At 62.3% G+C, this 14,645-nt stretch carries 11 protein-coding genes and 1 pseudogene; 6 read left to right on the top strand and 6 right to left on the bottom strand.

Annotated features, from left to right (window positions below):
• Positions 1-121: 121 nt before the first annotated feature.
• Positions 122-484, bottom strand: a pseudogene (locus tag R9B85_RS07475) (heme utilization protein); the annotation flags it as partial.
• Positions 485-827: 343 nt separating this feature from the next.
• On the opposite strand from R9B85_RS07475, the gene R9B85_RS07470 reads away from it, so the two are divergent.
• Positions 828-1,580 carry a hypothetical protein gene (locus R9B85_RS07470; RefSeq protein WP_423770947.1) on the top strand — a complete coding sequence of 251 codons (753 nt, stop codon included), beginning with the start codon at positions 828-830 and terminating at the stop codon, positions 1,578-1,580.
• Positions 1,581-1,774: 194 nt separating this feature from the next.
• On the opposite strand, the gene R9B85_RS07465 is transcribed toward R9B85_RS07470, so the two are convergent.
• The 4 genes from R9B85_RS07465 to bglX all read right to left on the bottom strand — a co-directional run bounded on the left by R9B85_RS07465 (position 1,775) and on the right by bglX (position 8,895).
• Positions 1,775-3,094 carry an MFS transporter gene (locus tag R9B85_RS07465; protein ID WP_075046206.1) on the bottom strand — a complete coding sequence of 440 codons (1,320 nt, stop codon included), beginning with the start codon at positions 3,092-3,094 and terminating at the stop codon, positions 1,775-1,777.
• 278 nt (positions 3,095-3,372) lie between these two features.
• Complete coding sequence (locus tag R9B85_RS07460) at positions 3,373-4,707, bottom strand: sigma-54-dependent transcriptional regulator (protein ID WP_252378658.1); 1,335 nt, start codon at positions 4,705-4,707, stop codon at positions 3,373-3,375.
• On the bottom strand, positions 4,701-6,458 hold the full coding sequence (locus R9B85_RS07455; protein WP_112250470.1) for an ATP-binding protein: 1,758 nt from the start codon (positions 6,456-6,458) through the stop codon (positions 4,701-4,703). The genes R9B85_RS07460 and R9B85_RS07455 overlap by 7 nt, the downstream gene beginning before the upstream one ends.
• A 145-nt stretch (positions 6,459-6,603) precedes the next feature.
• Entirely contained in the window at positions 6,604-8,895 is a 2,292-nt protein-coding gene (gene bglX / locus R9B85_RS07450; RefSeq protein WP_207877332.1) for a beta-glucosidase BglX, read from the bottom strand.
• Between the two features lie 186 nt (positions 8,896-9,081).
• Between bglX and R9B85_RS07445 the strand changes: the two genes are divergently transcribed.
• Both R9B85_RS07445 and R9B85_RS07440 read left to right on the top strand, forming a co-directional pair.
• Positions 9,082-9,699, top strand: coding sequence for a TPM domain-containing protein (locus tag R9B85_RS07445; protein WP_207877334.1), 618 nt, complete (start codon positions 9,082-9,084; stop codon positions 9,697-9,699).
• A 282-nt stretch (positions 9,700-9,981) separates the two neighbouring features.
• Positions 9,982-11,205: a class I SAM-dependent methyltransferase gene (locus tag R9B85_RS07440; protein ID WP_423770946.1), complete on the top strand. Its 1,224-nt coding sequence runs from the start codon at positions 9,982-9,984 to the stop codon at positions 11,203-11,205.
• Between the two features lie 4 nt (positions 11,206-11,209).
• On the opposite strand, the gene R9B85_RS07435 is transcribed toward R9B85_RS07440, so the two are convergent.
• Complete coding sequence (locus R9B85_RS07435; RefSeq protein ID WP_215520797.1) at positions 11,210-12,088, bottom strand: response regulator transcription factor; 879 nt, start codon at positions 12,086-12,088, stop codon at positions 11,210-11,212.
• Between the two features lie 449 nt (positions 12,089-12,537).
• Here R9B85_RS07435 and R9B85_RS07430 point away from each other — a divergent pair, with 449 nt between their 5' ends.
• Genes R9B85_RS07430 through R9B85_RS07420 form a run of 3 tightly spaced genes read left to right on the top strand, consistent with a single transcriptional unit; the run spans position 12,538 to position 14,635 of the window.
• A complete protein-coding gene (locus R9B85_RS07430; protein ID WP_313856298.1) occupies positions 12,538-12,729 on the top strand; it encodes a Flp family type IVb pilin in 192 nt (63 codons plus the stop codon).
• A gap of 37 nt (positions 12,730-12,766) precedes the next feature.
• Positions 12,767-13,285: an A24 family peptidase gene (locus R9B85_RS07425; protein WP_313856296.1), complete on the top strand. Its 519-nt coding sequence runs from the start codon at positions 12,767-12,769 to the stop codon at positions 13,283-13,285.
• Positions 13,286-13,300: 15 nt separating this feature from the next.
• The gene (locus R9B85_RS07420) at positions 13,301-14,635 is read left to right on the top strand and encodes an AAA family ATPase (RefSeq protein WP_423770945.1); all 1,335 of its coding nucleotides are present in this window, start codon (positions 13,301-13,303) and stop codon (positions 14,633-14,635) included.
• The last annotated feature ends 10 nt before the right edge of the window (positions 14,636-14,645 follow it).

Below are 14,645 nucleotides of genomic sequence, written 5' to 3'. Positions count from 1 at the left end.
CTTCGGCGAAACGTTGGCCGCCAGTGCGGTCGAAGCCGTCTTCAGCGAAGCGCTGGCCACCGGTGCGGTCGAAGCCGTCTTCAGCGAAGCGCTGGCCACCGGTGCGGTCGAAGCCGTCTTCGGCGAAGCGTTGACCACCAGTGCGGTCGAAGCCGTCTTCAGCGAAGCGCTGGCCGCCAGTGCGGTCGAAGCCGTCTTCAGCAAAGCGCTGGCCACCGGTGCGGTCGAAGCCATCTTCAGCGAAGCGCTGGCCACCGGTGCGGTCGAAGCCATCTTCAGCGAAGCGCTGGCCACCGGTGCGGTCGAAGCCATCTTCAGCGAAGCGCTGGCCGCCAGTGCGGTCGAAACCATCTTCAGCGTAGGCAGCGGATTGGCTCTGGGTCGCTGCGAAGGTGTGGGCGTTGGTGCGGTTGAAGCCATCTTCGGCGAAGGCGCCAGCAGCGAAAACCGAGAGGGCCAGGGTAAGGATCAGTTTGTTTTTCATGGTCATTGCTCCGGGGGTTCTTGAGGTTGTTTGTTTCTATGGGTTTGATCCTACGCCGATTTATTTGATTAAAAAGCGCAAATAATAGTGCTTGAAAATCGAATAATTCGATATATGTCGGCGCACATCTTGTCGCTCAGGCAGCTGTTCTGGCTCAGGATGTGTCTGCTCATGCGCCGACGTTCTGCCAGCCATTGCAGCTTGGGGGAGTGGAATTAATCGGGCGTTAAGGATGAAAAATCTGTCATTGAAGGCTGCTCAACGCATTTTTCATACATCACCAACCGATTTTTCAAATGCTGCTCAGCACCATCGCCGCACCTCAAACCGGAGCGGCACAACAATGAACAAACTTCCGCAAATCACCTTGGCCTTCTGGGTCATGAAGATCTGCGCTACCACCCTTGGCGAAACGGCGGGTGATTTGCTGTCGATGACCCTGAACATCGGCTATGCCCTCAGCTCGCTGCTGCTGATCAGCGTGTTCCTGCTGACCTTGCTCGGCCAACTGTACTCGCGCCGCTACCACCCGATGCTGTACTGGCTGGTGATCCTCTCCACCAGCACCGCCGGCACCACCATGTCCGACTTCATGGACCGCACCCTGGGCCTGGGCTACGCCGCGGGTTCGGCCATCCTCATCGGCATCCTGCTGCTGACCTTCCTGGTATGGCGCCTGAGCGGCAACCCGCTGGATGTCACCCGCATCAAGAACCGCACGGGCGAATTGTTCTACTGGGTGGCGATCCTGTTTTCCAACACCCTCGGCACCGCGCTGGGCGATTATCTGGCCGATGACTCAGGGCTTGGTTTTGCCGGTGGTGCGTTGTTGATCGGCAGCGCCATTGCCTTGGTCGTGGTGGCCCGCTACTGGACACGCATCCCAGGCGTGGTGTTGTTCTGGGTTGCGTTCGTGCTCACCCGGCCGTTCGGCGCCACCTTGGGCGACTTCCTCACCAAACCCCACGATAAGGGCGGCCTGGACTTCGGCACGATCGGCTCTTCGGCGGTGCTGGGCGGGGTGTTGCTGGTACTGGTGTTGATGGCTACCTGGTACCAGCGCCGTGAACCGCGTCAGGCGTTGGAGATGTCCTGAGTGTTGATGCGGTAGCGGGTACTGCGGCCTCCGCCAGGAAGGCATGATTTGTTCCGTGAGCCGAATAAGCCGGCTATTCGGCTCATCTCGTGAGCCGAATGAGGCCGTCAATCGGCTCACAGGCTACCGCGTATCACAAAAAAGGGTCGCTCCATGCACTGGAGCGACCCTTTTTCAGTATTGCCAGGCCAGCATCACTCAGTGGTAATCCGCGAGTGCTGCTTGGTGTCCTTCATGGTCGCGTAAACCAGCAGCGAACAGGCGATGCAGGCGGTGACGTACCAGTAGAAGCCGCTCTCCATGCCCGCGCTCTTGAACCACAGGGCCACGTACTCGGCAGTGCCGCCGAAGATCGACACGGTCAGGGCATACGGCAGGCCCACGCCCAGGGCGCGGATTTCGGTAGGGAACAGCTCGGCTTTGACCACGGCGTTGATCGAGGTGTAGCCGCTGACGATGATCAGCGCCGCCATGATCAGGAAGAACGCGCCCCACCAGGTCTGGATGGTGTGCAGGGTGCTGAGGATCGGTACGGTGAACAAGGTGCCGAGTACACCGAAGGCGATCAGGATCGGGCGTCGACCGATCTTGTCGGACAGGCCACCGATCACTGGCTGCAGGCACATGAACAGGAACAGCGTGGCGGCCGAGATGGTGGTCGAGTCGCTGATGCTCATGCCTACGGTGTTGACCAGGTACTTCTGCATGTAGGTGGTGTAGGTGTAGAAGGCCAGGGTGCCGCCCATGGTCAGGCCGACTACGGTCATGAGCTCCTTGGGGTGGCGCAGCAGGGTGCGCATCAGGCTTTCCTTGGCCTTTTCCTTCTTGGTGAAGGAGGCGGTTTCTTCCATGCCGCGACGCAGGTACAGGGCCACCACGGCGCACAGCGCACCGATCACGAACGGTACGCGCCAGCCCCAGGCATACAGCTGCTCGGTGGTCAGGGTCTGTTGCAGGACGATCAGTACCGCCAGGGCAATGAGCTGGCCAGAGATCAGGGTCACGTACTGGAAGCTGGAGAAGAAGCCGCGGCGGTCCTTGCTGGCCATTTCGCTGAGGTAGGTGGCCGAGGTGCCATACTCACCACCCACCGACAGGCCCTGCAGCAGGCGTGCGATGACCAGCAGGATTGGCGCGGCGACGCCGATGGTTTCGTAGCCCGGGGTCAGGGCGATGACCAGCGAGCCGGCGCACATCAGCAGCACCGAGGCCATCAATGCGGCCTTGCGGCCTTTGCGGTCGGCGTACAGGCCCATCAGCCAGCCACCGATCGGGCGCATGAGGAAGCCCACGGCGAAGATCGCGGCGGTATTGAGCAGTTGTGCGGTGGAGTCGCCGGCCGGGAAGAAGGCCTTGGCGAAGTACAGCGAGAATGCGGCGTAGACGTACCAGTCGTACCATTCGACCATGTTGCCGATGGACCCGCTGAAGATCGACTTCAGGCGGCTGGCGGTGGTTTTTTCTGTGGCAGGCGCGGTGGCCGCCCCGGCTGGCAGGGAGGTGGCATTATCCATCAGGGATACCTTCTCGTTGTTTTTGTGGAGCGCGCCGTAGCGCAGCTTGCCAAGGCAATTGCAGAAGGTGTGCCAAATGGGTGCGGCGTGACCCAGATGGGGGCGCCTTGCGCCCTTCGCGGACACGCCCGCTCCCACAGGGACCGCGTGACGTCTGACTCTTCGCGTTTCCCTGTGGGAGCGGGCGTGCCCGCGAAGGGCTGCAAGGCAGCCCCAAAAAAATCCTGCTAATGAGCGGTTTTTTGCTTGTCGGCCGAGTGCGATAAGCGGATTTCCGCTCATTCTCGCCCAACAAAATCCTCGCGCACCAACCCATGCCGCTGCATCTTCTCGTTCAGCGTGCGCCGCGGCAGCTGCAACGCTTCCATCACTGCATTGATAGCGCCCCCATGCTGGCGCAGCGCCGCGCGCAGGCATTGCGCCTCGAACGCTTCCATCTGCTCGCTCAACGACTGCCCGGCAGGCGCCACCTCGATGTTCGGCGAGCCCAGCCCCAATGCATGCCGTTCCGCCGCGTTGGCCAGTTCGCGCACGTTGCCCGGCCAGTCATGCGACAGCAACTGCGCCAGTTGCGCGCCCGACAGTGGCGGGGCTGCGCGGCCAAGCTTTTCGCCGGCGGCACGGGTAAAGTGCTCGAACAGCAGTGGAATGTCCTCACGCCGTTCACGCAATGGCGCCAGGCGCAGCTCGGCCACGTTCAGGCGATAGGCAAGGTCTTCGCGGAAGCGCCCGGCGCGGGCTTCTTCGAGCAGGTCGGGCTTGGTCGCGGCGATGATGCGCAGGTCGACGCTGATGCTCTGGTTGGCCCCCAGGCGTTCCAGCTTCTGTTCCTGGATCACCCGCAGCAGCTTGGCCTGTTGGGCCAGTGGCATGCTTTCGATTTCGTCGAGGAACACCGTGCCGCCGTTGGCGTACTCCAGCTTGCCGATGCGCTTGCCCTGGGCACCGGTAAAGGCGCCGCTTTCATGGCCGAACAGCTCGGCTTCGAACAGCGACTCGGGGATGGCAGCACAGTTGAGGGCGACGAACGGCTTGCCAGCGCGCGGGCCAAAGTCGTGCAGGCAGCGGGCCACGCGCTCCTTGCCACTGCCGGTTTCGCCGCGGATCAGCACATTGACCGGAAGGCCGGCCAGGTCCAGCACTTGCCGACGCAGCTGTTGCAGGCCCTGGGACATGCCCAGCAGCGTGCCTTCAAGGCGTGACTTGAGGTCGGCCTGCTCGTGCAGCCGGCGGTTTTCCAGGACCAGCTGGCGCTTTTCCAGGGCCCGGCGCAGGCTGCCTAGCAGGTGCTGAGGGGTGAAGGGTTTTTCAAGGAAGTCGTAGGCACCGCTGCGCATGGCTTCCACTGCCATGGGCACATCCCCGTGGCCGGTCAGCAGAATTACCGGCAAGTCAGGGTCGTCCGCCTGCAAGCGTTCGAGCAACTGCAGGCCATCCATGCCCGGCATGCGTACATCGCTGATGATCACCCCGGGAAAGTGCCGCGGCAGGTGTGCCAGGCATTCTTCGGCGCGGGCGAACAGTTGCACGCTGAAGCCGGACAGACTCAGCCATTGCTCCACCGCGGTGCGGATACTGGCTTCATCATCGACGACGATCACTGAATTCAACATACGGGCTCCAGGTCACGGGGCAGGGTAAGGCTCAGGCGCGCACCGCCAGGCAGGTTTTCGGCCTGCAGCTGGCCACCGGCCTCGTGGACGATGCCGTAGGAAATGGCCAGCCCCAGCCCCAGGCCTTCGCCCACCGGCTTGGTGGTGAAGAACGGGTCGAAGACCTTGGCCAGGTCGGCTTCGGCAATGCCGCCACCCGAATCCAGCACGCTCAGACGCCACAGCTCGCCATCGGGCTCGATGCGGATTTCCAGGCGTTTGTAACGCTTGTCGGCCATGGCGTCGAGGGCATTGCGCAGCAGGTTGATCAGCACCTGCTCCAGGCGAATGGCATCGCCGCGCACCCAGGCCGGGCGCGCCAGGTACAAGGCTACCTCCACTTCTTCGCTGCGAATGCGCGCTTCCAGCAGGTGCAGGGCCTGGTCGACCACGGTGGCCAGGTCGAGGCGCTCGCGCAGGCCGACCGGGCTGTTGCGGGCGAAGGTTTTCAGGTGGCTGGTGAGCGCGGCCATGCGTGTGAGCATCTGTTCCAGCGGTTCCAGTGCCTGGCGCGCTTCGTCATATCGGCCATGGTCGAGCAGCAGGCGCAGGGTTTCCAGCTGCATGCGCTGGGTGGTCAGCGGCTGGTTTATTTCATGGGCCATGGCTGCCGACATCTGCCCCAGTGCGGCCAGCTTGGCCGATTGCACCAGCCCCTCCTGGGCGGTGCGCAGTTCACGGGTGCGCTCCTCGACCTGACGCTTGAGCTCTTCCCGGCTGCGCTGGCGCAGGCGGGCCAGGCGCAGGCGCTGGCTGACGAACAGCGCAGCGAACACCAGGCTCAGCCACACGGCAGCGGCACCGAGGGCGGCATGGCGACCGTCGGCGGCCACCTGCGGCTTGCGCAGCAGATGCAAGGTCCAGTTTTCACCCTCCAGCGGCAGGCTTTCCCACAGGTAGTCGGCGCTGCCTTCCGGGCCTTGCACGCGGCTGAGGGTACTGTTGGCGGCAAAACGGGTCAGCACCTGGTGCTGCAGCGGCACCAGCGGTTGCTTGTCGTACTGACGGGTTTCGGCCAGCTCGGCACGGTCGGCACCCGTGAGTGGCTGCAGCTCGCGGTAACGCCAGCCGTCCTGATTGGCGATGAAGGTGATGCCACGGGCATCGCTGACCAGCAGAATGTCGCTGCCCTGGCGCCACTCGCGCTCCAGTTCGGGGAACTCCAGCTTCACCACCATGGCACCGAGGAAGCGGCCCTGCTCGTCGTCCACCGCGCTGGCGAGAAAGTAGCCCGGCACGCCACTGGTCACACCTACTGCGTAGAAGCGGCCACTACCCTGGCTGCGGGTTTGCTTGAAATAGGGGCGAAAACCATAGTTGGAGCCCACGTAGCTGCTGGGCAGCCGCCAGTTGCTGGCGGCGATGGCCAGGCCGGTGCGGTCGAGCAGTTCGAGGGTGGAGGAATTGGCGGCGCCATTGATGCGTTCGAGCTTGCGGTTCAGGGCGTCCTGCACCGGTTCGCTGACCGGGCCACGCAGGGCGGCGATCAGTTCCGGGTCCAGCGCCAGCACGGCGGGCAGGGCGCGGTAGCGATCGATCAGTGTGTGCAGGGCGTTGGCATACAGGCCCAGCTGCTGGCTGGCACGCTGGGCGTCGGCTTCCATGGCCTGGCGCTTGGCCTGGTGCATGGCCCAACCGGCGCTGAGGGCCGTGCCCAGCACGATCAACAGGGTGATCAGCCCCAGACGCAGGGCGCGAACGGAAAAGGGCATGGGGGCGGATCCGGATGATTGGATATCGGGGCCGGCCTCTTCGCGGGTGAACCCGCTCCCACAGGTATCGCGCAGGTCATCTGCTTGCGGAGTACCTGTGGGAGCGGGTTTACCCGCGAAAGGGCCGGTACAGGCGACGTGTCAGTTACAGCAATTCAAAGCTCTGCTGCTGCACCGCCTGGGAATCCAGCCCGACCTGGACATTGAATTCCCCTGGCTCGGCAACCCGCTGCAGCTGGCCATTGTAGAACTTCAGGTCTTCTTCACTGATGCGGAAGCTCAACGTGCGCGACTCGCCAGGCTTGAGCATCAGCTTCTGGAAGTTCTTCAATTCTTTCACCGGGCGGCTCATCGATGCCGATACATCCTGCAGGTACAACTGCACCACGGTCTCGCCTGCCACCTTGCCGGTGTTCTTCACCGTCACCTTGGCTTCCAGCGTGTCGCCACGCTTGAGGTCCTTGTTCGACAGCTTCAGCCCCGACAGCTCGAAGCTGCTGTAGCTCAGGCCATAGCCGAACGGGTACAGCGGGCCATTGGGTTCCTCGAAGTACTGCGAGGTGTAGTTGCCCGGCTTGCCCGGCGTGAAGGGCCGGCCAATACGGGTGTGGTTGTAGTACATCGGGATCTGCCCGACCGAGCGCGGGAAGGTGATGGCCAGCTTGCCGGACGGGTTGTAATCGCCGAACAGCACATCGGCGATCGCGTTGCCGCCTTCGGTACCGGCGAACCAGGTTTCGAGGATGGCGTCGGCCTGCTCGCGCTCCCAGGCAATCGACAGTGGGCGGCCGTTCATCAGCACCAGCACCAGCGGCTTGCCGGTGGCCTTCAGGGCCTTGATCAGCTCCCGCTGGCTGGCCGGGATTTCCAGGGTGGTACGGCTCGACGACTCATGGGACATGCCGCGGGATTCGCCGACCACTGCAACCACCACATCGGACTGCTTCGCCGCCTTCACTGCCTCGTCGATCAGCACCGCAGGCGGGCGCGGGTCGTCGACGATTTCCGGGGCATCGAAGTTGAGGAAGTTCAGGTAGTCGAACATCGCCTTGTCGCCGGTGACGTTGGAACCTTTGGCGTAGACCAGCTTGGCCTTGCCCTCCACGGCGCGGCGCAGGCCTTCGCGCACGGTCACCGAGTGCGCTGGTTTGCCGTCGGCAGCCCAGCTGCCCATCATGTCGATCGGGGCATCGGCCAGCGGGCCGACCAGGGCGATGGTGCCGGCCTTTTTCAGCGGCAGGGTCTGGTTGCGGTTTTCCAGCAGCACCAGGCTGCGGCGCGCCACGTCACGCGCGGCGTCGCGGTGCAGGCGGTCGTTGCCGTAGTAGTCCTTCAGGTCGGTTTCGGCCTTGCCGATGCGCACGTACGGGTCCTTGAACAGGCCCATGTCGTACTTGGCACCTAGCACTTCGCGCACCGCCTGGTCCAGCTCGCCCTGGGTCACTTCGCCGGACTTCAGCAGGCCTGGCAGCTCTTCGCCATACAGGGTGTCGTTCATGCTCATGTCGATGCCGGCCTTTATCGCCAGCTTGGCGGCTTCGCGGCCATCGCGGGCGACGCCATGGCGGATCAGCTCCTGAATGGCACCGTGGTCGCTGATGGTCACGCCCTTGAAGCCCCACTCCTTGCGCAGCAGGTCGTTCATCAGCCAGGTGTTGGAAGTGGCCGGCACGCCGTTGATCGAGTTCAACGCCACCATCACCCCGCCGGCACCGGCGTCGAGCGCGGCGCGGTAGGGCGGCAGGTAGTCGTTGTACATTTTTGGCAGGCTCATATCGACTGTGTTGTAGTCGCGCCCGCCCTCCACTGCGCCATACAGGGCGAAGTGCTTGACGATGGCCATGATGCTGTCAGGGTTGGCCGGGCTGCTGCCCTGGAACGAGCGGACCATCACCTGACCGATCTTCGAGGTCAGGTAGGTGTCTTCGCCGAAGCCTTCACTGGTACGGCCCCAGCGCGGGTCGCGGGCGATGTCGACCATCGGTGCGAAGGTCATGTCCAGGGCGTCGGCCGCGGCTTCGATGGCGGCGGTGCGGCCGACCTTGGCGACGGCGTCCATGTCCCAGGTCGCGGCCATGCCCAGGCCGATCGGGAAAATGGTGCGTTCGCCGTGGACGGTATCGTAGGCGAAGAACATGGGGATCTTCAGGCGGCTGCGCATGGCCGCGTCCTGCATCGGCCGGTTCTCGGGCGCGGTACGCGAGTTGAAGGTGCCACCGATGCGGCCGGCGGCAATTTCCTCGCGAATCTTGTCGCGGGGCATTTCCGGGCCGATGCTGATCAGGCGCAGCTGGCCGATTTTCTCGGCTTCGGTCATCTGGCTGATCAGATGTTCGATGAACGCCTGCTTGTCCTGCAGGGGCGGGGCGGAGGGGGCGGCGAGGGCCGCCTGACTGGCAAGGCCCATGGCCAGGCCCAGCAAAGACAGTTTCATCATCAATTCCGTTGTGGGGCCTCTGCCGTATCCACGGTGATACGCGCGCGGCCGGAGTTTTCAGGCGGCTATTGTTGTACGATTTGCAGGCATTTCTTCCAGCGGCGGATTATGCCTGAATATGTCGCCTGCGGACGAAGCCCCGAGTGCCGGGACAACAACTATAAGAACGCTCAAGAGACCGACGGCATGACACCCCTCGACGAATACCATCAGCGCCAGATCGCCGAAGCCATTGCCCGTGCCGAACGGCGCACCGATGCCGAACTGGTGACGGTGCTGGCCCGCCGGGCCGACGACTATGCCTACTGGCCTTTGTTCTGGGCCGCCGTGCTGGCGCTGGCCGTGCCGGGCCTGTTGCACTGGCTGCTGGGTTGGCCCAGCGTGCGTGGCTTGCTGGTAGCCAATGTGCTCCTGTTCGTCGGCTTGTGCCTGCTGCTGCGCAGCCCGCGCCTGGCCGGCTGGCTGATCCCCCGGGCCCTGCGCCGCTGGCGCGCCTCGCGCCTGGCCCGCCAGCAGTTTCGCGAACAGAACCTGCAGCGCACTGCTGGTGCCACGGGCGTACTGATCTTCGTCAGCGAGGCGGAGCGGCATGTGGAGATCCTGGTCGACCGTGGTATCGAGCACCATCTGGATGCCACCGCCCGCGCAGCCATCGTCGCCCGCCTTGCCGAACAGGTACGCCAGGGCCGCACCTTACAGGGGTTTGTCGAGTGCATCGAGGCGTGCGGCGAACTGCTCAGCGAGCATGTGCCGCCTACCCATGCACGTAACGAGTTGCCCAACCGGCTGGTGATTCTCGATTGAACCGAACCTCGATGGCTTGACGCGCCCGCTCCTATGGAACTGCACATAACTCATTGAATCAGCAGGGACTCTGTGGGAGCGGCTTTAGCCGGTGCCAGGCACCGCGTTGGATTCTTCGCGGCTAAAGCCGCTCCCACAGGGTACGCGTAGCGCTTGCGAATTCAGTTCTCTACGCGACAGCGCAGCCCAATGGACTGGGCGATCTCCCACAGGAAGTTAGCCACCCTGTAGAATGCGTGCATTGCGCCATGCGCTCCCCGCTATCCGAGGCACCGTTTTTCCATGTCCGCCAGTTCTTCTGCCCCATCCGCGCCGGATGCGCGCACCCAGTTTCTCGACCTGCTGAACGCCGCCCTGCATGGCAATACCCTGGTCAAACTGGTTTTGGCGCGCCATGTCGGTGCCGACCAGACCTTGCAACGGATTATCGCCAAGCCGCTGCAGGTCAAGGGCCAGCCGTGCCTGTCGCTGGTCTACCGCCACCAGACCCGCGACATCACCCGCAACCTGGCGCTGGACCAGGCCCAGGCGCTGGTCGGCGAGCTGCTGCCGGACAGCTTCCGCAACGCCCACCTGTTCGACGCCGACGGTGAGGTGCAGCTGACCTTCAGCAAGAAGGGCAAGCCAATGCTGCAGCGCCACGGCGCACAGGTGCCACGCGAAGCTGCCAGCAGCAGCGGCCATGACCGCGAGAAGAAGCGCTATCTGGAGCTGTCGCGGCCGTTCCTGCGAGACCTGGGCGTGACTGATGCACAAGGCGCGCTGATCCCCTCCATGTCGCGCAAATGGAAGCAGATCAACAAGTTCATCGAAGTCTTCGACCATGCCCTGGCCAGTGCCCCGGTGCCTGCGCAGCAGGCGCTGCGGGTGGCCGATTTCGGCTCTGGCAAGGGCTACCTGACCTTTGCCATGCACGACTACCTGCGCAACAGCCTGGGCCGCGACGCACAGGTAACCGGCGTCGAGCTGCGCCAGGACATGGTCGACCTGTGCAACGCCGCCGCCTTGCGCCTGGAGCACCCAGGCCTGGAATTCCAATGTGGCGATGTGCGCAGCGTGGTGCCCGAGGCCATCGAAGTGATGATCGCCCTGCATGCCTGCGACATCGCCACCGACTACGCCATCCACACCGGCATCCGCTGCAACGCCGCGATCATCATGTGTTCGCCGTGCTGCCACAAGCAGATCCGCCCGCAACTGCACAGTCCGGGGTTGTTGCAACCGATGCTGCAGTACGGCCTGCACCTGGGCCAGCAGGCCGAGATGCTGACCGACAGCCTGCGCGCGCTGTACCTGGAAGCCTGCGGGTACGAAACCAAGGTGTTCGAGTTCATCTCGCTGGAGCACACCAACAAGAACAAGATGATTCTTGCGGTGAAGCGGCGCCAGGCAGGGGACAACGGGGCGTTGCTGGAAAAGATCGGGCAGCTCAAGGCGTTCTATGGGGTGCAGGAGCATTGCCTGGAGACGTTGTTGCGGGCGGATGGGTTGCTGCCTGCCGTGTGATTCTTCAACGGCTCTTGTGAAGCGCCGCACTCGGTAACACGTTATCCAGCAGTGGCGCATTTGAACCCTCCAGGGGCTCGGTTTCGCTGGTCGACGCTCCGAGCTGGCGGGCCTGGCGGTATTCGCTGGGCGTGCAGTTGCTGACCTGCTTGAAGGTGCGGGCGAAGTAGGACGGGTCCTTGAAGCCGGCCTCGTAACCGATGCTGGTAATCGGCATCTGGCTGTTGACGAGCAGGTCCATGGCCAGGTTCATGCGCTTGCTCAGGATGTAGTCCAGAAACCCGACGCCGTTGACCTCTTTGAACAGGCGGCTGAAACGGGCCGTGGTCATGCCGCAGCGCTGCGCGAGGTCCTTTTGATCGACGCATTCGCGAAAGTGCTGGTCGATGTACGGCATCACCTTGCTGAGCGCCTGGTGCTTGTGGTGTTCGCCGGTCAGGCGAATGCTGTCCGGCAAGGAGGGAAGGTGATCGATGCGCTGCGCATTGCCTGAGCTCTTACTGGCGCGGCGGATGTCGCAAAGCTGCTTGAGGACATCGATGTAGCGGCTTTTCTCACCGCTTGTCAGCGGCAATACCAGATACTCCCAGACCCGCGAACGCATGGCCCAGACGGCCAACTCTTCGGAGTGCTGCACGGTGAACATGGTGACCGGGATTGACGGTGAGTTGCGCTTCACTTCCAGCAGCAGGTTGAGGTTGAGGGTGTCGGGGCGATCGAAATGCATGCAGATCATGTCTGCCTGCTGGCGTTCGGATTGCGCGACGGCTTTCGCCAGTTTGCAATCGCAGACATGGCTGAACTGCGCCATCAGCGCTTCGGTGGAATGATCGCGTGTCAGATCGAACCACAACAACAGCGGCTTTGTGCCCGGGTTAGACATCGTGACTTAACCTTATGCTGGGGAGTTCCCTACGAGCAGCAGTATTGTCAAAACACTACTAAGACGACGAGCAATTTGGTTATTAACTTATATCGTTTTCGATTAAGGCGGTCTAAGCGTTTTGTAAAACCCTGATGTTAGACGAGTTCGGCAGTTGGAATGGCCCTTGAGCCTGACGACCGCTTGTCGGCTTTGAACGAGCGTGCCAGGGACCTTTCCCTGATCCAGCTGCAAATGCATACGAAAGTGCTTCTCATATTCGGGTTTTCCGGCCGGTTTTACTGGTGGCCTTGTGCACCTTTCGATACTGGCCAATAGCCGCAAAAAAGTCCTAGCGATTCGCAAAAATCTCCTAACCCCTACCGTCACCCCCTTACTAGGATTCCCATCAGGTAGTGCAAACACCACTGCCCGGGAATAAAAATAATGTCCTTAGCGAGGTGAGCGAAATGAATCTGCAAACAATCAAGACTTCGGTGATGAAGTTCGTCGAAGATGAAAATGGCTTGACCGTTGTTGAATATGCAATAGCAGGTGGCTTGGTTGCCGCCACCCTGGTTACTGCGTTTACTAACTTGGGAACCGCAGTGAAGACAAAGATCAACCTGCTGATTACTGCGCTTGGCGGTACGACTGCTTGAACTAAATTTTTAACTAAGCCCCAAGGGGGATGCAGCAATGTCAGCAGAGTCTCTGTTCGCCATTGTCGTGCTGCTAGGGCTACTGGGTATTGCGGTGGTCGGGGATCTTCGTAACCACCGCATTCCCAATATTTTGATCTTGCTGGGGCTGGGTTTGGGGCTGGCGGGTCAGGTTTATTCCGCAGAACTTACCGGGCTGGGTTATGGCGTGGTGGGTATGTTTATCGGTTTTGCCGTGTTTATTCCGATGTACGCGCTGGGGGGCATGGCAGCCGGAGACGTCAAGCTGATGGCCATGGTCGGTACTTTTCTTAATCCGTATGAAGCACTTGCGGCAGCACTTCTTAGCCTTATTGCCGGTGGCGTGTGCGGGATGTTGATAGTGCTCATGCGCGGGCAGTTGAAACAGACATTACAACGCTACTGGTTGATCTTGACGGCGCAGGCTTATTTTGCGCCGGAGGCGGATGAGGTGGCAGGTAAGCCTTTCCCTTATTCAGTCGCGATCCTGTCCGGAACCCTTGTCAGCCTGTTTGGGCTGCCGCTAGGCCTATAGCCTGGGAGGCTAATAATGTATGCACTCAGAGACAGTGGTGCCTGCGCCTGTGACAAGGACGCAGTGCAGAGCCTGGCACCTCAGCCACGTACAGTCGGTGAGACTGGGCTGGCGGAAAGCTTTCTCGGTGATTTGCTGTGCAAGCACTTGCACGACGCCGGTACGCTGGACCTGTCACGTCTGGTCGAGCGCCTTGCGCTGACCGGTGCGGTAGTGGAAGAAGTGCTGGCCTTTCTGCGCAAGGATGGCCGCGTCGAAGTACTGGGCCAGGTCGGTGTGCAAACGGGGGGGCAGGTGCTGCGCTACGGCCTGACCGAGCGCGGCCGTGCCACCGCCCGCGATGCACTGGCGCGCAGCGGCTATATCGGCGCGGCGCCCTTCCCGGTGAGTGCCTATCGTGACTTGCTCAAGCTGCAGACCATCCACCATGGCCGCATCAATATGCAGGACATGCACACGGCCTTCACTGGCGTCGTGCTCTCGGACAGCATGCTCGATCAGCTGGGCGTAGCGCTGAACTCCGGGCGCGCCATCATGATTTATGGCCCTGCAGGTACCGGCAAGACATACGTCAGCAGCCGGTTGATTCGTCTGTTCGCCGAAGCCATCTGGGTACCGCATGCCATAGAGATCAATGAGTCGGTCATCGAAGTGTATGACCCTCAGGTGCATCAGCGCCTGGAGGAGGAGGGCCAACCCACCAGCCTGTTGCTCAACGAAGGCATCGATCGCCGGCTGGTGCGCTGTAAGCGCCCGGTGGTGATCACGGGCGGCGAACTGGGCATGGAGCAACTGGATGTCCGCTTCGATCCGAATACCCGCCAGTACCAGGCCTCCTTGCAACTCAAGGCCAGCAATGGCCTGTTCATCATCGACGATATGGGGCGCCAGCGCATGGCTCCGGCCGAATTGCTCAACCGCTGGATCGTGCCAATGGAAGAGAAGCGCGACTTCCTCAACCTGGGGGGCGGGCGCCATTGCGAGCTGCCGTTCGATCTGGTGCTGGTGTTCTCCACCAACCTCAACCCGCTGGAGCTGGCCGACGAAGCCTTCTTGCGACGCATCGGCTACAAGCTGCAGTTCAGCTACCTGAAGGTCGATGAATACGAGCGCATCTGGCGTCAGGAATGCGAACGCCTGGGCCTGGCTTACGACCCGTTGTTGTTGCGTTACGCGCTACAGGCGCTGTACGAGGCCGAAGGCGTGCCGCTGGTGCCCTGCCACCCTCGCGACCTGCTGAACATGGCACTTGACCGCCAGCGTTATCTGGGGGGCGAGGGGCCGTTGTCGGAGCAGGAGCTGAAATGGGCCTGGCAAAGCTACTTCGTGCAGATCGACTTCCTTGGATGAGGAGATGCAG

The sequence above is a fragment of the Pseudomonas sp. NLJ1 genome (assembly GCF_049486705.1).
Lineage (GTDB): Bacteria > Pseudomonadota > Gammaproteobacteria > Pseudomonadales > Pseudomonadaceae > Aquipseudomonas > Aquipseudomonas inefficax.
Note: the sequence above shows the minus strand (reverse complement) of the source record. Positions and strands in the feature narration are given on the sequence as shown.